The sequence below is a fragment of the Acetobacter nitrogenifigens DSM 23921 = NBRC 105050 genome, from assembly GCF_000429165.1.
Classification (GTDB): Bacteria; Pseudomonadota; Alphaproteobacteria; order Acetobacterales; family Acetobacteraceae; genus Acetobacter; species Acetobacter nitrogenifigens.
This window is the reverse complement of the sequence record NZ_AUBI01000005.1, coordinates 37,864-58,305: the sequence shown is the minus strand read 5'-3', so window position 1 is coordinate 58,305 and position 20,442 is coordinate 37,864. Positions and strand designations below refer to the sequence as shown.

The following is a 20,442-nucleotide window of genomic DNA, read 5'->3' as shown; positions in this document are numbered from 1 at the left end:
GCCTCGCGGTCAGAAACTTGCGCTGATCGTGCCGAAGAACTGCCGTGGCGCGCCCATCAGGAAATAATTGTAGCCGGTATTCGTGAAGTTGTTTCCCAGTTCGTTCGTCGTCGCGATGTAAGTCTTGTTCGTCAGGTTGTAGATATTGAACGCCGCCGTAATGCCCTTCAGAGGCCCTGCATTTCCAAAATTGTATCGCGCTCCGAAATTCATCAGGAAATATCCTGGAGCATGCAGGTCGTTGGTATAGGTCAGTTGCCGATGCGACATGTAGATTCCGTCGACATGCGTATCGAAACCGCCGATGCGGTAGGTGACGTTCGCTTTATACATGAACTGCGGATAGTTCGGGACCAGTTTGCCACGTGTCGGCTCGACGCCGGAGGACGTCGCGACGTTCTGGTCATACGTCGAGTGCGCATAGGAGAAGGAGTTATAGATTGAAAGGCCTTCCAAAGGCCGGACGGTCACGCTCGCTTCCGCGCCGTTGGTCGTCACGCCGCCGACGTTCTGCACTGCGGTGATCGGGTTGATACCCGAATTGTTGGTGATCAACTGCAACCGGTTGGAAAAATTGATGCGATAGAGGGAGGCGAGAGCGCTGACAATCGGGGAGGTGTAGCGGTAACCGCCTTCGTATACCCAGTCCGTTTCCGGTTTCAGCGTGTTTTTCGTCGCCTGAAAACTGGCCTGCGAGGCGGTCCATGGCGTCGCCGACACGTTGGTTCCGTAGCCGTCGAGGGGGAAGGACCGCATGTTATGCGATACGTCGAAGAACAGTTCGTGACGAGGCAGGAAACGCCATATCGCGGAAACCTGAGGCAGGAAGGCGTTTGAGGCCTCCAGACGTCCCTGTGCGACCTGTGTGCCGTTGATGGCGACGTCCTGCGTCAGCACGCTGTTGCCGGAGTTGACGATCATCGACTTGAAACCTGCATTCACCGTCAGGGTGTCGGTAATCTTGTAGGTGTCCTGCAAGTGGAATACGAAGGTATTCGTTGAGAACGCTTCCTGCCATGGGGTCGCAAAAATCTTGTCGCCCGGAAAGCCGGTGGTCGGGTTGCCGAGCGTGCCCTGACCGAGCACCGGGGCTTCGGTAAAATAGCGGCTTTCTGTGAAGTTTCCGTATTCATACCAGATGCCCGCGTTCAACTTGTGCCGTCCGATTTTCCATGTGAGGGCCGTTTGAAAGCCGCCACGCGCGATGCCGGGAGTCTGGACGCGCTGCGATAGGGGCGCTCCATTAGGCGAAGGCATATAGGGCGTCGTCCAGGTGCTGTAGCCACTATCGCCATGGCCGTACAGCGTCGTTTTCCAGTTCAGCGACGATGTGAGATTTTCATCGAGCGTAACGCCGCCCAGATAATCGACGCGATTGGCCGTTCCGGCGTAATAGGCGGCGTCGAGAGGATCATTTGTCTTGAGAACAGTCGAGGAATACTGGCCCAGAGCAGCGTTATAGGCCGCCGTATAATCGGGGTAGTAGTTGGCGAGGTTGGGGCCGACTGTATGCAGCCAGTTCATCGTCATATCCTGATAATCGAACTGCTGGATCGAACTCCAGTCGAAGAAGACTTTCACGGAAGAGCCACGCGCGAGCGGTTGTACGAACTTGGCGTTGACCTGATCTGAGTGGTCGTAACCGGCACCTTTCCACAAATTTTCATTCAGACGTGCATAGGAAACGTAAAACCGCGTTCCGGTCGGGTTCAGGTCGCCACTTTCCAGACGTACGAACGTCCGCATTGTGGAATTGCTGCCGAAGGTCTGACCAATTGAACCGCCCCGTTTGTGCGACGGATCAAGCGAGTGGGTCTCGATGGCGCCGCCCAGGTTGCTGGTGGAGGCGACGTCGATTGCGCCCGCTCCCTGCGATACGTCCACGCCGCCGACATTGTCAGAGATGATGGCGCGCGTCACGGCGAGGCCATTGTAGTTGTTGAACTGTTGATCGCCGAGCGGAATGTCGTCGAGCGTGAAGCCAAGTTGAGACTGGCTGAATCCGCGCATGAAAATCTGGCTGGAATACTCATAAGCGCCAAATGGATCCGCCGACTGATAGACGACGCCCGGTAACTGGCTCAGCACCTTCAGCGGCGACGTGCCGGGCACGCTTTGCTGCATCATCGTGCGGGTGACGCTGGTCATCTGCCGCGTTGAGCCACGGCCGAAAACGGTGACGGCCTCGTTGCCCTGCGCGATCGCCCTGGCGTGTCGTGGGGTGGATTGTGGGCTGGTGGGTGAGGATGCAGCACCTGCCGCCAAGGGGTGCGTCAACGGCTTTCGCAACGTCTTCGGCCTGGAGGAGGTCGGGGCTGCGTAGGCGTTGGAAATAATTACAAGGCTGCTGATGATGCTGGAAAATGTGAGGAGTTGCCGAGACGTCATTGCTGTATTTCCCTAATTTGCAAGGTGGCTTTCAGAGGGGCGTTGGACGATGCGCAGCGTCGCCCGGACGCAGCCCGAATTGGTAGATGAGTGCGCACCCGACGCCGATTGCGCTGGCGACAAGCATCGACGGCGTAAAACTCGAGAAATGATCGGCCAGCGCGCCGGTGATCGCCGGCGCAAGGGCTCCACCGAGAGAGCCCCCTGTGTTTTGAATGGCTTCCAGCGTAGCGACGCGATTTTCCGATGCGATAATCGTTCCGAGCGTCCACCCGCACGTCATGGCGAGCCCTCCTGCAAAAAGGGCGAGCGCCATGGACGCGACCATGAGAGGGAGACCAAGGTGTAGCGTCGTCAACGCGGTGGCGCAGGCGGAGATCAGCATAGCCAACACAAGTGGCGTTCTGCTGGCGTTGAGTGGATCCATCCCGCGAGCGGCCAGCCGATCCGAGATGAATCCGCCCAGAACGCTTCCGGCGAAACCGCAGAACTGAGGCGCGGCCGATAAAAGTCCGGCCTGATCGGCGGTCAGTTTCTGAGATTTTTCGAGCCAGGCAGGCATCCACGTCGCATAGAGCCATGTCACGTAAATGACGCCAGCGAAACCGGCGGTAATGACCCAGCTCGAACGTTTACGCAGCAGATAGCTCAGATCGTCTTTCAGGACTTCAGTAATTCCGGAATGAACCGTGGGTGAAGGCGGAGGAAGAGCGCGACGATCATCTGGCGCGAGCGGCAACTCCTGCGGTTCGCGATAGAAAATCACCCAGGCCAGCGCAAGAAGGAGGCTGACGGCGCCGATGGTCACCGACATGCCGCGCCAGCCCCACACCGCCATGATCGCAAGCAGAACTGGCGGGGCGATGGCTGGCCCCAAAGCGGCCGAACCGTTGAACAGCCCGATCGGCCGTCCGCGCTCTTCCGGGCGAAACCACAGGACAAGCGCGCGCGTGCCGGAAAGGAAAAGCGGCGTCTCGCCTAATCCTAATCCGATGCGGGCAAGAAACAGACCCGCAGAACCATGCACAAGTCCAAACGCCATTTGCGCGCATGACCATATGGCGAGCCCCGCGCCAAGAAGGCCTCGGCTGTTGAAACGATCCGCGAGCAGACCCATCGGAATTTGTCCGGCGAGATACGCCCAGGCGAAGACCGATAGCAGCAGGCCCATCCGGGTGTAGGACATGTGCATATCCGCCATAACCGCGGTGCTGCTGACCGACAGCGCCGCTCGGTCGATGTAGCTGATGCAGCCAGCGGCTATCAGAAAAGCGACCGTCCATGTCCGGCGGCGCGCGACGGCAGGAGAGAGGGACGCAGGCGCCGCGTTCATGCCGCAGGCCTTCGCGACGCGGAGTTTCCCTCCATACGAATTTCGGCGAAACATGCGCGCAGACGCTCGATGATCGCGAGATTGGAATGATCTTTCCTCCATATCAGGCGCGTCGTCATGCGATAACGATCCGGCAGTGGCCAGGCATGGACAGCCTGAGACTGAAACGATCCGGCGGGCAGAATTGCGCAGCATGTTCCGTCCTCGACGAGCCGGAGGATCAGCGACAGCGATTGCGTTTCAAAAATTGCGGTTGGCGTTACGCCTTCCTGATCGAGATAGCGATCCGTGATGCGGCGTAGGCCTGTGCCCAGAGCGGGCACGGCAAGAAGCTGCGTGCTGATGATCATTTTCGGCGTTTGTCCGCTTCTGGGGCCATGCGAGCGGTCGAACACCAGATAAATTGGCGATCTTTCGAGATCCTCACGATCCAGACTGGATGGAATATCGATCAGGTCGGTCAATCCGGCGTCGAATCTTCCGTCGAGAAGTCCTTCCACCATCTGCGGTGCTGCGATGGTCGAAATTGTGAGGGAGGGTTGATAACGGCGGTGGCGCCAGAGACGAACGAGGTTGGCCAGCACTGCTGTCAACGAGCTTTCGCTACTGGTCGGCATCATGGACGCAAGGCGCAGCGTTCTTGATTCCCGGAAATAGCTGAAATTTTCGTCTCGGGTGATTTGCCGGTACGTGTTGTCTACGAGCTGGCACCCCTGCCTGAGCAACTCGGCGGCGGCCGTTGGCTCTGCGCCACTGGAACTGCGCACGAAGAGCGTGCGGCCGAGAATTTCCTCAAGCCTGCGGATCTGCCGCGAAAGCGTCGGTTGCGTAAGCGACAGCCGTTGCGCCGCCGCAGCGATACGCCCCGTTTCGTAGACGGTGAGGAAGTAACCGATCATGCGCAAAGTCAGGCCTGACTGAAGCAGGGCGCGCATGTCGTGGGTCGACAAAGGGGCGGGTGCGTTCTCTTCGGGCTGCCCGATGATCTGGTTGTTAGAGATCAGAGAGCCGCACCAGCCCAGTAATTGACGGGCGGAGTTATACAGACTTTCGCCATACGCGGTCGTCAGCGCCCGGCCTCCTTTACGGAGCGACGTGCGGGACAGGAGGTGCGCCGCCATCGCCTGCTCAAGCGCAGACACGCTGTGAGTGATCGCGGACGCGCTGACGCCCAGAGCGAGGGCTGCGCGCGCCGCGGAGCCTTCGTCTACAAGGTTCGTAAAGTAGATCAGTGCCGGAAGTTCCATTCCTGCGTGCGCCCCGGAGACCGTGATGACGAGAGTCTTGTCGTGAACGTTTGCGGGAGCGAGAAATAAATAACTAATTATTTTTGTTATTTATAAAAACCCCGACCCACAATCGTATCGCAGCACTTCTGTAACGATCTCGCAATTGCAATCGTGCGAGAGGCATAGGGCGTGCATAAAAAAGCATATATGTTGAAACGATCGAGTGACCATTGATTTTTTGAAATGATTCGCGCGGAGGCGGGAGAAATCGGGGAGAAAAGCCTAGGCTGGCGCATCGTCGGATGCGCCGAATGTGCGAAACTGTTCGGGCGAAGTGCGCGCCTCGCGGTTTGAACGGAGCGCCGCAGGCTGGGGCGTGTCAGGCCGTAACGAACCGGAAGATTTGATAAAGACGCATCAGAACGAAAAACCAAAGCCTGGAATGTTTTTGAAAGCCACGTGCGAGCGTCTTCAGGCGGGCAGTAGGGCAGGCTAGCAAGGTGAAAACGAGAGATAGTTCCGACAGACGCTCTTAGTCCGGCAAACTCGATGAAGGGGGAACGCTCCGGGGCGACGCGCGCGCCGATCTGAATCGTCCCGACAACTCATCGGCCTGAAAATGGCTTTCAGTTCGCTCTAAAACGTACCCAAGCCCTGTCGTCTCTAATTCGGCAAAATGATCGAAAACGGCGCTGCCTGAACGGCAGGCTCACGCGCCAGCGTAGCCGTCGCCTACCATGTCGAGCGGCTTTACATGTCGGTCGAACGTCTCCGCGTCGACGCCGAGCGCAAGCGCCGCCTCGCGGAGCGTTTCGTCGTGTTCGATTGCGCGATGAGCGACGGCCGAGGCCTTGTCGTATCCGACCACTGGACTCAGGGCGGTGACCAGCATGACCGAACCTTCGACGTAGCGGCGGATGCGTTCCTCGTTGAGCGTTGTGCCCTCGACCGAGAAAATGCGGAAATTGTGACAGCCGTCGGCCAGAATGCGGATTGCGTGCAGGACATTCGCCACGATGACCGGGCGCATGACGTTCAGTTCCAGATTGCCTTGCGCTCCGGCGAACGCGACGGCTGCGTCGTTGCCCAGCACCTGTGTGGCGATCATGACCAGCGCCTCGCACTGCGTCGGGTTCACCTTGCCCGGCATGATCGACGAACCGGGTTCGTTTTCCGGCAGGCGCAGTTCTCCCAGTCCACAACGAGGACCGGAGCCTAGCCAGCGCATGTCGTTTGCTATTTTCATCAGTGCGACGGCGACGCCGCGCAGGCCTGCCGACGCGCGCACCATGGCGTCAAGACCGCCAAGGGCCGCAAATTTGTTCGGCGCGGTGACAAAAGCGCGTCCGGTGAGGCTTGCGATCTGCTCAGCGATGGCCCGGCTGAAACCCGGGGGCGCGTTGAGGCCGGTGCCCACGGCGGTCCCTCCGGCGGCAAGTTGCAACAGGCCGCCCCGGGCGGCTTTCAGCGCATCCAGAGCGTCTTCAAGCTGCTGCGCCCAGCCGGACCATTCCTGCCCGACGGTCAACGGCACGGCGTCCTGCAGATGCGTGCGTCCGATCTTCACGACTTTCGCCCACAATTCCGCCTTGCTGGAGATCGCGGCGATCAGAGCCTCCACCTGCGGGATGAGTGCGTCGTCGATCTGCAGGAGCGTGACGACGTGCATCGTGGTGGGAAACGAGTCATTGCTCGATTGCCCCATATTGACGTCGTCATTGGGATGTACGGGTTTCTTCGAACCGATCTCGCCGCCCAGAAGCTGGATCGCGCGATTTGAGATCACTTCGTTGGCGTTCATGTTGGTCTGGGTGCCGGAGCCGGTCTGCCACACGAACAGCGGGAATTCGCCGTCGAGTTTGCCTGCCGTCACCTCGTCCGCCGCGCGGATGATCGCGTCCGCCTTCCATTGCGGGAGCCGCCCGTCGGCGGCGTTCACCAGAGCGGCGGCTTTCTTGACGACGCCATAGGCTCGGCACAATTCGATCGGCATCACGTCCCGGCCGATCGAGAAATGCACCAGACTGCGCTGCGTTTGCGCCCCCCAGTAACGGTCGGCGGGCACTTCGATGGAGCCCATGGAGTCAGTTTCGACGCGCGCGCCGCTTGCGTCGATCCCGATGGGAAGATCGCGTATCTCGTGATTGTCGCTCATCGCGTGCTCCTGACTTTATGAAACTGCAGCGTCAGCCGACGTGTCCCGGGGCGCGCCGCGAGGCGTAACGCCTGAAATGCGACTTGCCTCAGGCTCATCCGGCTGCGAGCGCATCCTGATCGCGCTTAAAGCATCCTCATGTCGCCAGACGATTTGACCTAATCACGATCTGCTGCGGCGGGACGCCATCCCATCAGAAGCCTGTGCCCAACGTCGCAATCGCGCCGCGCCGCAGCGCCAGTCCGAACTGAATCCAGCCGACGCCGACGAAGATCAACTCCGCAGCGATAATCGTGCCGATCAGCCACAACCCGGACCACGGCAGAGTCGCATATAACGTCACGCCAACGACAAAGCTGAACAGCCCGCCGAGCAGGACGACCCACCAGCCGGAGAGTTCCCGATGGCGTGCTGCGATCACTGCACGCGTCACGCCGCTGATGACCAGACTGACAGCCACGAAGATCGTGATGACGACCGAGCCCGCGACCGGTTCCTCTATCAGCAGGCCGCCACCCACAACATACAGCGCGCCTCCGAGAATGGAGAACAGGAAACCTCCCCAGTCTTTCACTGCGAAAGCGTGGATGACCTGCGCTACGCCAGCGGCGATCAGGAGGGCCCCCAGCACGATTGTGCTGGCGAGCGTGACGGAAATTGCGTCAACCCATGCGATTGCGCCGAGAACTATGCTGACGACGCCGAGGGCGACGAACAGGAACCAATGTTTTTTGCCGAGAGTTGCAGTCACGGATCCCGATCCTTTGTCTTTCGTTTTCTTGCCGAACGATCCTACGCTCTTCCTGTCGCCCGTGTCGCGGTCAGTGATGAACGAGAGCGAATCTGTGTGCGGATTAAACGCTCGTTCGGAGCATGGCAGATGTGCGGACAAGGGGGCTGGTTGACGGACGGCCTGACGGTCTCGTCGCCGGGGTAATCCCGAGCCTGCGCGTTATTCTGTCCTGGTCGAAGCCGCAGGGGCAGAGTTTCCCGGACCGGGGAACCATGCGTCGGTCCAACCTCGGAGCCGATAGGCGGTTAGCCCGATCCACTCGTGTGCGGCCCAGTCCAGCGTCGCCAGACGGCCGCCGAGAGACAAAGGCCATGCGCTTAACCGTTCGCGCGACACATATCCCACAGGCCAGGGCAGCACGTTCCACCCGATCTTGCGGAACACGCCGACAGAGCGCGGCATATGGCTGGCGGAGGTGATCAACACCCAGACTTCATCAGGCTTCGGATGAACAAGGGCGTAGCTGTCAGTGGCGTTTTCGCGCGTCGTGCGCGAACGATCTTCGTAGATCACGCGGTCCGGAGGCAGCCCAAGCTCGTTGAGAGCCATCCGCGCCCATTTGGCCTCATTCGAGACGCCCTGCTTGATGTCGCCGGAACCCCCGGTGAAAACCAGCTTCGCATCCGGATACCGGCGGCTCAACGCCACGAAAGCGGTCAGACGGTTGGCGGCGTTGGCGATGATTGGCGTCCCTCGGTCCTGACTGAGCACGTCGTCGATCGATCCGCCAAGGACGATGACCCCGTCCACGTGGGCAGGCGGTTCAACGATTTGCGGAAAGCGGTCGTCGAGCGGCCTGACCGCCCATTGTTCGACGGGAAATACGAGGCACGCCCCAAAACCGATGGCGGCGACCCACACCAGGGCGCGCCCGGCGCGCGTCGCGCGGAACAGCAGACCGAGCAGCAACGCCTCGACCAGCAGGGCGGTTGGGGAGAGGGCGATCGTCAGGATTTTGCCGATAGTGAACACGGTACGGGGTCCTCCTGATGAAAGCGCCCCGTCAACCGTATTCCGGCACGCCTGGCATTGCGATGAACCCGGGAAGCCCCTTCACGCAAGTTTGCCAGCGGCGCAGGGCTGGATAATCGTCATGGGACAACCCGTAGTCGCGGCACAGGGCGAAGGACGGAAACAGGGCGATATCGGCGATGGTCGGCCTGTCTCCCACAAACCAGCTTCGGCCCGAAATCCTGCGCAACGTCATATGGTCTTCCATGACGCGCAGGGCGGCGTGCGTCGGGGTTGACGTCTGCGTGTCGCAGTCATCCGCAGACGGGCCGAACAACGCCAGCCTGCGCAAACGTCGCGCCGCGGCCAATTCGTATTCGGCGAAGCTCAGCCAGTGGGCGACGGATGCAGCCTCGCCCGTATCGACCGGAGCCCATCCGGAAGCGGGTCCCGCGAGGACCGCCACGGCTCGCAGCACCGCCGCAGCGCCGCATATGGCGGGAAGGTCACCCGTTCCGGTCACCCCCTGAAGTGCAGGCAAGCGCCCGGCGGGACTCAGCGCCCGAAAGGACGAAGCGTCCTGCTCCCGCGCCATCGTCACGTCGATGGCGTGAAGCCGCGCGGTGACGCCGCACAATGCCAGCGCAAGGCGGGCGCGGTAGCAATCCTCGTCCAGTTCGTCGTCGTACAGGACAAGATCAGACATGTTCGACCACGATAGCGTCTTTATGTTCCCGCTCCACCTTGTCGCGTAGTGAGCTTGCCCATCGGGACGCACGCTGAATCGTCGTCGTTGGTGCGTCTCCTTCTATCAGGACATAGAGCCGGGTTTCTTCTCGTCCGACAGCGTGCTGCACGACCACCACGGTTACCGCGCTCATCGCGGCGGCGTCGCTCGGGGTGGGGGCGTTGTCGTCCGGCGTATCGGCGATATCGTGGATAGGCAGATTCACCCGAGCGGTCCGATCGTCTGGGCTTATGCCGAGCGCGCGTGAGACGCTGCGTGTCGGCGCGTCGATGCGGATTGTGCGGACGGGCGTTGTCGGGTGTGCGGGTGACGTCAGGGCGGGTGGTGATTCCGGCGGCTCCACGCCGTCGACCCGGCACCAGATCAGTCCATCGCTTTCAATGGTCGGGAAGGTTGTCGTTCGTATTGTCGCCGCAGGCTTGAGGCCGGGGTGCGCAGGAATGGTCCTGCAGCGACCTTCGGCGTCGAAGCGCCAGCCGTGATAGAGGCACGCCAGCATGTCATCGCGCACGAAGCCGAGGCTGAGTCTCATGCCGCGATGCGGGCACCGATCATCGGAGGCCCTCACATCGCCATGTGAATTCCGCCAGATCGCCAGTCGTTGCTCGCCGATCCGTGCTCCAGTGACGGAAGCGGGCGGCAGATCGAGCCCCAAAGCCACAGGACGCCAACCATGTGCGTCCACCTCTTCAGGGGCATGTTGTTCTTGCTCCGTCACGGCGGACGACTCCTCGGCCGAATTGTTCCCGTTATCATTCTGACATCGTTTCGCAGGTGCGTGGAGGGAGAAAAAAGACTTCAATACTGACTGGCGAGTGTGACGTCTTTTTGTTAGAACATACCTAGTTAATAGTTACAGTTTTTTCGAAACAGTAGTGATTGGTCAGGTAAGGGTTGGCTTCGTCGGGTCAAGTCTGGTTCGCTGTTTCAGGTGCGGCGGCAGGATAGTGCGTCGTGGTCGGCAAGATGCGTGACACGCGCCGAGAATCGCCAGAAACGCGTTTCTGGCGATTTCACTCAGGTTTTCTTTTGTTCGTTAGGAGTTGGGAGAGTTTCAGCGCCGACAGGACTGCCGATAGCAGCGGTCTTCCGTGCAGTGAAACGTAAGCGGCTGTCTGTGCGTTGAACGCGCAGACAGCTATCCCATGGTATGCGCCTTTGGGACGCGGAGAGTAAGTCATGTTGCAAAGTTCGCACGATCTGGCGCTATTGCTGGCTCGATTTCAATTCGCCTTCACCGTCGGCGTGCATATCGTCTTTCCCGCGTTTTCGATCGGACTGGCGGCTTATCTCGCGGTCCTTGAGGGACTATGGCTGCGAACCGGCCGTTCGGTTTATCTTGATCTTTATCGCTATTGGGTAAAGGCGTTTTCCGTCGTTTTCGCCATGGGCGTCGTGTCGGGGCTCGTCATGGCGTACGAATTCGGGACCAACTGGGCGCCATTCTCCCGCAAGGCCGGTCCTATCACAGGCGTTCTTCTGTCTTACGAAGTGATGACGGCGTTCTTCCTGGAAGCCGGGTTCCTTGGCGTCATGCTGTTCGGCATGAACAAGGTCGGACGAGGGTTGCATTTTGCCGCTACGTGTCTGGTCTCCGTTGGCACCCTGATTTCCATGACCTGGATTCTGGCCTCGAATTCCTGGATGCAGACTCCGCAGGGATATGCGATCGACCCGGCGACCGGAAGCTTCATGCCTGCTGACTGGCTGGCGATTATTTTCAATCCGTCATTTCCGTTCCGGCTGGCGCATATGGGTCTGGCCGCGTTCCTGTCTGTCGCGTTTGCGGTCGGCGCAACCGGCGCATGGCATATGTTGCGCGCTCGGCGGCTGAGGGCTCCCGTCACGGAGCCGGTGAAGGTCATGTTCTCCATGGCCATGTGGATGGCCGCCATCGTCGCGCCGGTCCAGATGCTGGTCGGCGATGCGCATGGACTGAACACGCTGAAATATCAGCCGGTGAAGATCGCGGCCATGGAAGGGGACTGGGTGTCCGAAGGTCGAGCGCCGGAACTGCTGTTCGGCATCCCCAACATGAAGACGGAGCACACTGATTACGCGATAGGGATCCCCCTGGTCGGTTCGCTGATCCTTACCCACAGCATTGACGGCAAGGTGCCGGGGATGAAGGATTTTCCGCGCGATCAACGTCCGCCGTCGCCTGTCGTGTTTTTCTCCTTCCGCATCATGATCGCGCTTGCTGTGCTGATGGCCGGGCTGGGCTTCTGGTCGCTGTATATGCGTTGGCGGAAGCGTCTGTATGAAAGCGCCGCTCTTCATCGCGCAGCGGTCGCGATGGCTCCGGCGGGGTTCATTGCGCTGCTTTGCGGGTGGGTGACGACAGAGGTCGGCCGCCAGCCCTGGACGGTCTACGGCTTGCTGCGGACTACAGACAGCGTGTCGCCCATAGTTCTATCCAATATCGAGCTGTCCCTGACCGCGTTCGTGATTGTCTATGTTCTGGTCTTCGGTTCAGGCCTTGGAATTCTGATGCGGATACTGAGCAGGGCTCCGGAAGTCGGAGAGCATGACGCCAGCGAAACGCCGGCGGGTGAAATTCTGGGCGGACGAGCTCAATCGGCGGCAGTCCGCGCCGTTACCGACGACGGAGTGTAAGGTCATGACTGGACTCGCATACTGGCTTCCCGTTGTCTGGGCATGCATTCTTGGTTCCGCCATCATGATCTACGTGATCCTTGATGGTTTCGATCTCGGGATTGGCATTCTTTTTGCTGTGGAGCGCGACAGGCTGCGACGCGACGTGATGGTGCAGACCATTGCGCCGGTATGGGATGGCAACGAGACGTGGATGGTCTTGGGCGGCGCTGTGCTTTACGGCGTTTTTCCGGGCGCATACGCAACGCTGTTGCCTGCGCTGTATCTGCCGATCGTCCTTATGCTTCTGGCGTTGATTTTTCGTGGTGTTTCCTTCGAGTTTCGTATTCTGACGCGAGATGGTGGGCGCGCTGCGCTGTGGGATATCGGATTCATGGCCGGATCCGGCGTTGCCGCTTTCTGTCAGGGCTGCATTCTTGCTGGCGTCATACAGGGCGTCACGGTGTCGAATGATGGCGCGTTCGCAGGCGGTCCGCTGGACTGGCTGACCCCGTTCAGCGTGCTGTGTGGCCTGTCTGTCGTGTGCGGTTACACCCTGCTCGGCGCAACCTGGCTGATCTGGCGCACCTCGGGAGACCTGGAAATCTTCGTCCGGAAATTGGCTCCGGCGCTCGCGGCCTGCCTGTTCGTCGCCATCGTGGCGGTCAGCTTCTGGACGCCGATGCTGCACGCGCCATATCTCACACGGTGGACGGCCTGGCCGAACGTTCTTTATGTCGCGCCTGTTCCGGTTCTTGTCGTCGCTTTGGGGGCGCTGTTTCTTATGGGCCTGCGACGCGCGCATTCTCGGACGCCGTTCCTGTGTGTGCTGGGCTGGTTTTTTCTCTGCCTCTCCGGCCTCGCCATCACTGTTTGGCCCTACGCCGTGCCGCCGACGCTGACGCTGTGGAACGTGTCTTCCCCGCCGTCCAGCCAGTTGTTTCAGCTTGTGGGAACGGCTGTGCTTCTGCCGATTATTCTTATTTATTCAGTCTATTCCTATCATGTGTTTCGTGGAAAGGTGACGGAAGCCGATGTCCATCACTGACCTGCATTACAGGGACGGCGCCGCGCCGCGTGGCTTCATTCGCCGGTTCGGCTGGTTCGTGGCGATCTGGGCGGCAAGCACGGTTGCGTTCATAAGCCTTGCGACGCTGCTGCGCTTGCTGGTGCCTCACTGAACTCTGGAGCGGGGGAGTGCACCGAGGCCGGATGCCTCCTCGGCGTCGACCGTCTTCGTTCGGTGCGGACGGTCTCCGGCGTTATGGTCTGGTCGGCATGTTCATTGGAACGAAGCGGCCTATGGACAACGCTGTTTACCGAACGCAACCAGAGTAGTCGTATGGCTTACTCCCCGAGAAACACTGCGCGCGCTGCTTCTACTTCTGCGCGCAGGAGCTCGCAAATACGGCGGATGCGCGGGGCGTCCTGCTCTCTTGAGCGAGTAATCAGCCAGTAGGTGCGCGTCAGCGCGGCGTCACCTGGTAAAATTCTTACGAGTGACGGGCGTTCCGCCGCGATGAAGGCGGGCAGGACGGCCAGACATATCCCCGAACATGCGGCTTCCATCTGTGCATGAAGGCTGGAATTCTGGATACGCACCGATTTCAGCGGCACGCCGAGTTCCTCCAGATAATCCAGCCCGCGCGTGAACAGCAGTTCATCGACATATCCGGCGAACACGTGATGCGCGAGGTCCGCCGTAGTGCGGATCGGCGGATTGCGCGCGATGTAATCGGGAGAGCCGTAGACGAAGAGCCGGTAATCTGTGAGCGGCGTCGCAGAGAAGCGTTCGCCGGGCGGCACATGAAGGGTGATGAGGATGTCGGCCTGATGCCGCGACAGGGTGACGATCTGCTGGATCGTCACCATTTCAACGGTCAGATGAGGATTGCCTTCGATAAGTTTGCCGATTCTGGAGGCGAGAAAGAAATTACCGATTCCCTCCAGCGCGCTGATCCTGACTGTTCCGGATAATCCGCCAGCCGGAGCGTTTTCAGCCAGCCGTCCGGCCTCACGGTTCATCGCCTCGACCGAAGCCAGAAGACGCTCGCCATGGCGCGTCAGTGCGTAGCCGCGTAGATGGCGCTCGAACAGGCTGACGCCCATGGCCTGCTCAAGAGACTGAATGTGCCTTCCAACCGTAGCGTGGTCGACGCCGAGGGTTCTGCCCGCCACAGAGAGCGAACCCGCGCGGGCGACCGCGTGGAAATATTGAAGGTCTCGCCAGTCCAGACCGCGCTTCATCGTCATCAACGCTCCGCGAGCGCCCCGGCATTATGCTTCTTCCCGTGACGACGCAAGCAGGCGCTCCGCGAAAAGGTCTGGGGCAGGTTTTCCGGCAGGTAACGCCGGTTTTTGGCTAACAAAGCCATATCGCCTCCTCGGCCTTGGGAACGACCTGTGCAGATTTGCACGGCCCATGGGCGAAATCGCCTAATTTTACCGAGAGCGCTGCGACGCTAAGCGGGACGCAACAATAACGAGAAGAAAGGGGCGGGTCTGTCCCGCCCCCTTTCCTGAAAGGGAATGCCCGATGACGGCGTTATACCTTCCTTCTTTCGTGCGTCTCGGCGGCGGAGCGCTGGACGAGCTACCCGCTGCGCTGGCGCTGGCCGGTTTGAAAGCGCCATTTATCGTCACCGACCGCTTCATGGCGTCGTCAGGCTTGCTTGAGCGGGTCAAAAACCTGCTTCTCGGGGAAGGCTTCGACGCACGAGCCTTCGCTGACGCCGTGCCGGATCCTACGGTCGTATCGGTCAACGCTGCATTGGCGGCTCTGAAAGAAGGCCGTCACGACTGTGTCATCGGCCTGGGCGGGGGCAGCCCGATAGATACGGCGAAAATGGTGGCGGTTCTCGCTGTTCACGACACGACGCCTGCGGCCCTGAAGGCTCCGTATGTGCAGGACGAGCCCGGTCTTCCCATCATCGCGATTCCGACCACGGCGGGAACGGGCTCCGAGGCCACGCGCGTCACCGTGATCACTGACGAGGCGACGGACGAGAAGATGCTCTGCATGGGGGCTGCGTATCAGCCCCGCATCGCTATCGTCGATTATGAGCTGACGCTGTCCATGCCGCTGCGACTGACTGCCGACACGGGTACTGACGCGTTCACACACGCTTTGGAAGCTTATGTGTCGCGTCGGGCGAACCCCTTCACGGACGCTCTGGCGCTGACCGCCATGACGCGCATATGGGAGCATCTTCCGACCGCCTGCCGGGAACCTGCGAACAGGGAGGCGCGCGCCGCGGTGATGCAGGGCGCCTTCGAGGCGGGGATGGCGTTTTCCAACGCGTCAGTGGCGCTTGTCCACGGTATGAGTCGCCCGATCGGAGCGCATTTTCACGTGGCGCACGGACTTTCCAACGCGATGTTGCTGCCGGAAATCACGGCCTGGTCCCTGCCGGGCGCTCCGGCGCGTTATGCAACCTGTGCGCGACTCCTGGGTGTGGCGTCGGCGCGTGCGCCGGATGTCGAGGCGGGCGACGCTCTTGTCGCGGCGCTGCGTGCGCGAAACGATGAAATCGGCGTGCCCAGCCCGAAAACTTTCGGCCTGGACGCCGCCCGTTGGGACAACCTGTTGCCGCTGATGGCCGAGCAGGCGCTCGCTTCGGGCTCGCCCGCCAACAACCCGCGCATACCGACTGCGGAGGAGATCGTCGCTCTCTATCGTGTCGTCTGGGGTTGAAACGGATCGGCGACGGAGGCCGTCATGCAGAATGCAGATCAATCGTCGCGCAGTATGGCCGGACTTGTTCTGGCGTCGAGCGTCGGCACGGTCATCGAATGGTATGATTTCTTTCTTTACGGCAGTCTGGCGATATTTTTTGCAAAACTGTTCTACCCGCCGGGAGAGGGCGTCGCAGCGACGCTGATCAGCGTCGCGACCTTCGCCACAGGGTTTGCTGTCCGACCGCTCGGCAGTCTGGTCTTTGGACATATGGGGGATCGGCTAGGGCGAAAAGCCACGTTCCTCACCACGCTGTTGATTATGGGCTGTTCGACTGCAGCGATAGGGTTTCTCCCTACGTACGCAGTCGCCGGGTATCTGGCACCTGTTTTGCTGATCCTGCTGCGGATCATTCAGGGGCTGGCGCTTGGCGGCGAATACGGCGGCGCCGCGACATATGTCGCGGAACACGCGCCGCCCGAAGAGCGCGGAAAATGGGCAAGCTATATTCAGGCTATGGCGTCCGGCGGATTCATCCTGTCTCTGGGCATGGTGCTGGCGTTACGGATTGGTCTGGGCGAGGCGGCTTTCGGTTCCTGGGGATGGCGGGTTCCTTTTCTCCTTTCGATCGTTTTGGTGGCGGTTTCCGTCCGGATACGCCTGCGTCTGTCGGAATCTCCGGTGTTCGTGGAGATGCAAAAATCGCACAAATTGTCGAAATCTCCAGTCAGGGACGCATTCACCATTCCCGGAAACGCCAGGCGGATCGTTTTCTTTCTTTTCGGAGTGGCCTGTGCTCAGGCGGTGACCTTCTACACGGCGCAGTTTTACGCCCTGTATTTTCTCCAGAGTGCATTGCACGTGGCCTTTCTCCCGGCGACGCTCGCCATTGCAGTAGGCTCGTTGCTCGGGTTGCCGTTCTTCGTAATCTTTGGCCGTCTGTCTGACCGGGTGGGACGAAAGAAACTCTCGCTTGCCGGTATGGCCGCAGCGGTTGTGCTGTACATTCCGCTGTTCGCCGGTTTGCGGGCGTCTGTCCTTTCTGACGGCGTCGCTTTCGTGCCTGCTGCCGCTTGCGTTTTCGTGCTGGTCGTGATTGCGGCGTTGATCTATGGGCCATATGGGGCGTTCATTGTCGAATGCTTCCCCGCCAATGTGCGCTATACCTCGATTTCAATTCCGTACCATATCGGCAATGGCGTCTTCGGCGGATTTCTTCCGTTGATATCACTGAGTCTCATGAGCCGGACAGGAAATCTTTATGCCGGACTGCTCTATCCGATGGCAGTTTGCGCCATAGGCTTCGTCGTGACGCTGCTGTTCGTGCCGGAAACCTTGCCGCGCGGGGCAGGCGCGCGCAGGGTAGCTGCGCCCATATCGGATGCAGCGGCCTCCTCCGGGCCCGAAGCGTCTTTTGAACACCCGGCATGATGGCTTCAAGGGGAGGTCGCCTGTATCGAGCCTGACGCTAGACAGGCGTAACGATATGGCGGACGTAGATGAAATTTCGTCATGCGGCGCGATGCGATAATGTTTTGATATGCGCGAAAATTACTGATCTCGAAAACGCCGAATGTCGTCTGTTGTTACGACGTTCGGGCGTCGATGCAAACACAGGAGAGGCCCTATGAGCATAATTCCCCATGTGATCGCAGGTCGGAAGACTGAAGGCGTTGGCTCGCGGCGGGCCGACGTTTTTAACCCGGCGACGGGTGTCGTCGCGCGGCATGTCGTTCTTGGCGCGAAGGAGGATCTGGAGGCGGCAGTGACGGCGGCGAAGGCCGTCTTCCCGAAATGGGCTGAAACGCCTCCGCTTACGCGCGCCCGCATCCTCTTCCGTGTCCGCGACATGCTGGAGGCCCGCGCGGACGAATTTGCGGCGATCATCACCGCCGAACACGGAAAGATCCTGTCCGACGCCAAGGGAGAGATCACGCGAGGCCTCGAAGTCGTGGAGTTCGCGACTGGAGCGCCGGAGTTGTTGAAAGGCGAGTTCACGGAGCAGGTCGGACGCGGCATTGACGCTCATACCATGCGCCAGCCTCTGGGCGTGGTCGCGGGAATTACGCCGTTCAATTTTCCGGTGATGGTGCCGCTGTGGATGGCGCCGATGGCTATCGCCACAGGCAACTGCTTTATTCTGAAGCCGTCCGAGCGCGATCCGTCGGCGGCGGTTCTCCTTGCTGATGTTTTCAAGGAAGCCGGTCTTCCCGACGGCGTGTTTCAGGTGGTGCAGGGCGACAAGGACATGGTTAACGCCATCCTCGTTCACCCCGATATTCAGGCCGTCAGTTTCGTAGGATCGACGCCGATCGCCAAGCACGTCTATGCGACCGGAACAGCGCATGGCAAGCGGGTGCAGGCGTTGGGCGGCGCGAAAAACCACGCCATCGTCATGCCCGATTGCGATCTCGACAAGACGATCGATGCGTTGATCGGCGCGGCGTACGGATCGGCGGGCGAACGCTGCATGGCGATTTCCGTCGCGGTGGCGGTGGGGCCAGTCGCAGACAGCCTGGTCGCCGGGCTGGCGGACAAGGTGCGGGCGCTTCGGATCGGCGAAGGGACGAACAACGACAACGAAATGGGGCCGCTCGTCACCGGGCAACATCTGGCGCGCGTGAGCGGTCTGGTCGCCAGCGGGGCGGAGCAGGGAGCGACCGTCGTCGTGGATGGGCGTGACCATGCAGTGCATGGCCACGAAAAGGGATTTTTCATTGGCGGCACTCTCTTCGACAATGTGACAGCCGATATGACGATCTACCGGGAGGAAATCTTCGGTCCGGTTCTCTGCGTTATGCGCGCGCCGGATTTCGAGACAGCGTTACGGTTGGTGAATGACAGTCCGTTCGGCAATGGCGCCGCCATCTTCACGAGGGACGGCGATACGGCCCGCGCCTTCACCCATCGGGTCAAGGCGGGAATGGTCGGCGTCAATGTGCCGATCCCCGTTCCAATGGCGTTCCATTCCTTCGGCGGCTGGAACGACTCCCTGTTCGGAGACCATCACATGCACGGACCGGAGGGCGTGCGCTTTTTCACGCGCATGAAGGCGGTTACGACACGCTGGCCGGACGGAGTGCGCGCAGGCGCCGAGTTCGTCATGCCCACTCATGGCTGACTCTGAGAGAGCGCCCGGCGGTTAATCCGGTCGGGCGTTTCTTTCCTTGCGCGTGTGCGTCGAATTCCTCCATGCTGTCGTTTTACGGATGGAACGGAGAGCGCATGGATCGAGGGCCGGATATTGCGGCAGGGCGCGTGCCGCGGGAAATACTGGCGCTGAACTTCGCGGACGCACACCCGCCGCTGACCGATGCTCAGGCGATCATAGAGGCCGACCGTTGTTACTTCTGTTACGACGCGCCATGCATCGAAGCGTGCCCGACCAGCATCGACGTGCCAGCCTTCATCAAAGGTATCGCTACAGGAAACCTGGCTGGCGCCGCACGCACAATTCTGGAATCCAATATTCTCGGCGGTTCCTGCGCGAGGGTTTGTCCCACCGAAATTCTCTGTGAACAGAAATGCGTGCGTAACGCGCAGGAAGAAAAGCCGGTGCAGATCGGCGCCCTGCAACGTCGCGCGACCGACTGGCAAATGGCCAGGGGCGTTCAGCCGTTTACGCGCGCGGCCGCGACGGGGCGTCGGGTCGCAGTCGTTGGGGCCGGTCCTGCGGGGCTCGCCTGCGCGCATCGTCTTGCGATGCACGGGCACGAGGTGACGCTCTTCGATGCGAAGCCGAAGCTTGGCGGACTGAACGAATATGGCGTCGCGGCTTACAAAACGCCGGGCGATTTTGCACAGGACGAGGTGAATTTCGTCCTGTCCATAGGCGGCGTGACGTTGGCGCCGGATCAGGCGCTCGGGCGCGACTTCACGATCGACACATTGATGGACGAATATGAGGCGATTTTTCTTAGCCTTGGACAGGCCGGGGCTCGGAAGGCGGGCCTGACAGGCGAGGATTTGTCCGGGGTTATGAACGCTGTCGACTTCATCGAGTCCATTCGCATCTCCGGGACAAAGGAGGATGTAGCCGTCGGCCGTCGTGTCGTCGTTATCGGTGGCGGCAACACTGCAATCGACGCGGCGGTGCAGGCGAAACGCCTTGGAGCGGAAGAGGTGACGCTGGTTTATCGCCGCGGACGGGAGACCATGTCGGCGACTGAGGTTGAGCAGGCATGGGCGCAGACCAATGGGGTGACAATTCGTCACTGGGCGGCTCCCGCGCGGATCGAAGGCGCCAACGGTGCGACGACGGCGATCGCTTTCACGCGGGGGCGCGCTCTGGATGGGCGCGCCGTTCACGATGGAGAGGAATTCGTTCTTGAGGCCGACATGATTTTGAAAGCGGTCGGCCAGCATGTGGTGTTCGATCCGCTTGAGGGCAGCGGCGTCGAAACGGAGGGCGGGCGGATACGTGTGGATGCAGTAGGCCGGACCTCGCGCGCCGGGGTCTACGCTGGCGGCGATTGCACAGCAGGCGAGGATCTGACCGTTGCGGCGGTCAGGGACGGACGGGACGCGGCGGAAGCCATTCATGCGGACCTTTCGCAGAAGAAGGAGGTCTGAAG

The 20,442-nt window shown here is 60.6% G+C and carries 16 protein-coding genes; 7 read left to right on the top strand and 9 right to left on the bottom strand.

The features are described 5' to 3' along the window. Window positions 1-9 precede the first annotated feature (9 nt). The 8 genes from G442_RS0108800 to G442_RS21500 form a co-directional block, all read right to left on the bottom strand. Window positions 10-2,388: a TonB-dependent receptor gene (locus G442_RS0108800; protein ID WP_026397705.1), complete on the bottom strand. Its 2,379-nt coding sequence runs from the start codon at window positions 2,386-2,388 to the stop codon at window positions 10-12. A gap of 31 nt (window positions 2,389-2,419) precedes the next feature. Next, window positions 2,420-3,721, bottom strand: a complete 1,302-nt coding sequence (locus tag G442_RS21510) for an MFS transporter (protein WP_051292125.1) — start codon at window positions 3,719-3,721, stop codon at window positions 2,420-2,422. Next, window positions 3,718-4,968 (bottom strand): LysR family transcriptional regulator, encoded by a 1,251-nt coding sequence (locus tag G442_RS0108790; protein WP_026397704.1) that lies wholly within the window; start codon window positions 4,966-4,968, stop codon window positions 3,718-3,720. Before G442_RS0108790 ends, G442_RS21510 begins: the two co-directional genes overlap by 4 nt. A gap of 691 nt (window positions 4,969-5,659) precedes the next feature. Next, window positions 5,660-7,105, bottom strand: a complete 1,446-nt coding sequence (gene fumC / locus G442_RS0108780; protein WP_026397703.1) for a class II fumarate hydratase — start codon at window positions 7,103-7,105, stop codon at window positions 5,660-5,662. 193 nt (window positions 7,106-7,298) lie between these two features. Continuing rightward, complete coding sequence (locus G442_RS0108775; protein ID WP_026397702.1) at window positions 7,299-7,856, bottom strand: HdeD family acid-resistance protein; 558 nt, start codon at window positions 7,854-7,856, stop codon at window positions 7,299-7,301. Between the two features lie 201 nt (window positions 7,857-8,057). Beyond that, a complete protein-coding gene (locus G442_RS21505; protein WP_051292124.1) occupies window positions 8,058-8,870 on the bottom strand; it encodes a YdcF family protein in 813 nt (270 codons plus the stop codon). Window positions 8,871-8,901: 31 nt separating this feature from the next. Continuing rightward, the gene (locus G442_RS0108765; RefSeq protein ID WP_026397701.1) at window positions 8,902-9,555 is read right to left on the bottom strand and encodes a glutathione S-transferase family protein; all 654 of its coding nucleotides are present in this window, start codon (window positions 9,553-9,555) and stop codon (window positions 8,902-8,904) included. Beyond that, window positions 9,548-10,315 (bottom strand): Rieske 2Fe-2S domain-containing protein, encoded by a 768-nt coding sequence (locus tag G442_RS21500; protein ID WP_246789380.1) that lies wholly within the window; start codon window positions 10,313-10,315, stop codon window positions 9,548-9,550. Before G442_RS21500 ends, G442_RS0108765 begins: the two co-directional genes overlap by 8 nt. Before the next feature lie 464 nt (window positions 10,316-10,779). On the opposite strand from G442_RS21500, the gene G442_RS21495 reads away from it, so the two are divergent. Genes G442_RS21495 through G442_RS24345 form a run of 3 tightly spaced genes read left to right on the top strand, consistent with a single transcriptional unit; the run spans window position 10,780 to window position 13,373 of the window. Beyond that, complete coding sequence (locus G442_RS21495; RefSeq protein ID WP_051292159.1) at window positions 10,780-12,213, top strand: cytochrome ubiquinol oxidase subunit I; 1,434 nt, start codon at window positions 10,780-10,782, stop codon at window positions 12,211-12,213. Between the two features lie 4 nt (window positions 12,214-12,217). Then, window positions 12,218-13,240 (top strand): cytochrome d ubiquinol oxidase subunit II, encoded by a 1,023-nt coding sequence (gene cydB, locus G442_RS0108750; RefSeq protein WP_026397700.1) that lies wholly within the window; start codon window positions 12,218-12,220, stop codon window positions 13,238-13,240. Beyond that, window positions 13,227-13,373 carry a DUF2474 family protein gene (locus tag G442_RS24345; RefSeq protein WP_084440458.1) on the top strand — a complete coding sequence of 49 codons (147 nt, stop codon included), beginning with the start codon at window positions 13,227-13,229 and terminating at the stop codon, window positions 13,371-13,373. The genes cydB and G442_RS24345 overlap by 14 nt, the downstream gene beginning before the upstream one ends. A 166-nt stretch (window positions 13,374-13,539) precedes the next feature. On the opposite strand, the gene G442_RS0108740 is transcribed toward G442_RS24345, so the two are convergent. Beyond that, window positions 13,540-14,445: a LysR family transcriptional regulator gene (locus tag G442_RS0108740; protein ID WP_035376394.1), complete on the bottom strand. Its 906-nt coding sequence runs from the start codon at window positions 14,443-14,445 to the stop codon at window positions 13,540-13,542. A 283-nt stretch (window positions 14,446-14,728) separates the two neighbouring features. Here G442_RS0108740 and G442_RS0108735 point away from each other — a divergent pair, with 283 nt between their 5' ends. The 4 genes from G442_RS0108735 to G442_RS0108720 all read left to right on the top strand — a co-directional run bounded on the left by G442_RS0108735 (window position 14,729) and on the right by G442_RS0108720 (window position 20,440). After that, window positions 14,729-15,886 carry an iron-containing alcohol dehydrogenase gene (locus G442_RS0108735; protein ID WP_026397698.1) on the top strand — a complete coding sequence of 386 codons (1,158 nt, stop codon included), beginning with the start codon at window positions 14,729-14,731 and terminating at the stop codon, window positions 15,884-15,886. A 24-nt stretch (window positions 15,887-15,910) separates the two neighbouring features. After that, window positions 15,911-17,299 (top strand): MFS transporter, encoded by a 1,389-nt coding sequence (locus G442_RS21490; RefSeq protein WP_084440457.1) that lies wholly within the window; start codon window positions 15,911-15,913, stop codon window positions 17,297-17,299. 196 nt (window positions 17,300-17,495) lie between these two features. After that, window positions 17,496-18,989 (top strand): CoA-acylating methylmalonate-semialdehyde dehydrogenase, encoded by a 1,494-nt coding sequence (locus G442_RS0108725; protein ID WP_026397697.1) that lies wholly within the window; start codon window positions 17,496-17,498, stop codon window positions 18,987-18,989. Window positions 18,990-19,093: 104 nt separating this feature from the next. Then, on the top strand, window positions 19,094-20,440 hold the full coding sequence (locus G442_RS0108720) for an NAD(P)-dependent oxidoreductase (protein WP_026397696.1): 1,347 nt from the start codon (window positions 19,094-19,096) through the stop codon (window positions 20,438-20,440). The last annotated feature ends 2 nt before the right edge of the window (window positions 20,441-20,442 follow it).

Bases quoted from the DNA above. Each gene is read 5' to 3' on its own strand.
- G442_RS0108800 (WP_026397705.1), bottom strand. From the start codon at position 2,388: ATGACGTCTCGGCAACTCCTCACATTTTCCAGCATCATCAGCAGCCTT.
- G442_RS21510 (WP_051292125.1), bottom strand. From the start codon at position 3,721: ATGAACGCGGCGCCTGCGTCCCTCTCTCCTGCCGTCGCGCGCCGCCGG.
- G442_RS0108790 (WP_026397704.1), bottom strand. From the start codon at position 4,968: ATGGAACTTCCGGCACTGATCTACTTTACGAACCTTGTAGACGAAGGC.
- fumC (WP_026397703.1), bottom strand. From the start codon at position 7,105: ATGAGCGACAATCACGAGATACGCGATCTTCCCATCGGGATCGACGCA.
- G442_RS0108765 (WP_026397701.1), bottom strand. From the start codon at position 9,555: ATGTCTGATCTTGTCCTGTACGACGACGAACTGGACGAGGATTGCTAC.
- cydB (WP_026397700.1), top strand. From the start codon at position 12,218: ATGACTGGACTCGCATACTGGCTTCCCGTTGTCTGGGCATGCATTCTT.
- G442_RS24345 (WP_084440458.1), top strand. From the start codon at position 13,227: ATGTCCATCACTGACCTGCATTACAGGGACGGCGCCGCGCCGCGTGGC.
- G442_RS0108740 (WP_035376394.1), bottom strand. From the start codon at position 14,445: ATGACGATGAAGCGCGGTCTGGACTGGCGAGACCTTCAATATTTCCAC.
- G442_RS0108735 (WP_026397698.1), top strand. From the start codon at position 14,729: ATGACGGCGTTATACCTTCCTTCTTTCGTGCGTCTCGGCGGCGGAGCG.
- G442_RS21490 (WP_084440457.1), top strand. From the start codon at position 15,911: ATGCAGAATGCAGATCAATCGTCGCGCAGTATGGCCGGACTTGTTCTG.
- G442_RS0108725 (WP_026397697.1), top strand. From the start codon at position 17,496: ATGAGCATAATTCCCCATGTGATCGCAGGTCGGAAGACTGAAGGCGTT.
- G442_RS0108720 (WP_026397696.1), top strand. From the start codon at position 19,094: ATGGATCGAGGGCCGGATATTGCGGCAGGGCGCGTGCCGCGGGAAATA.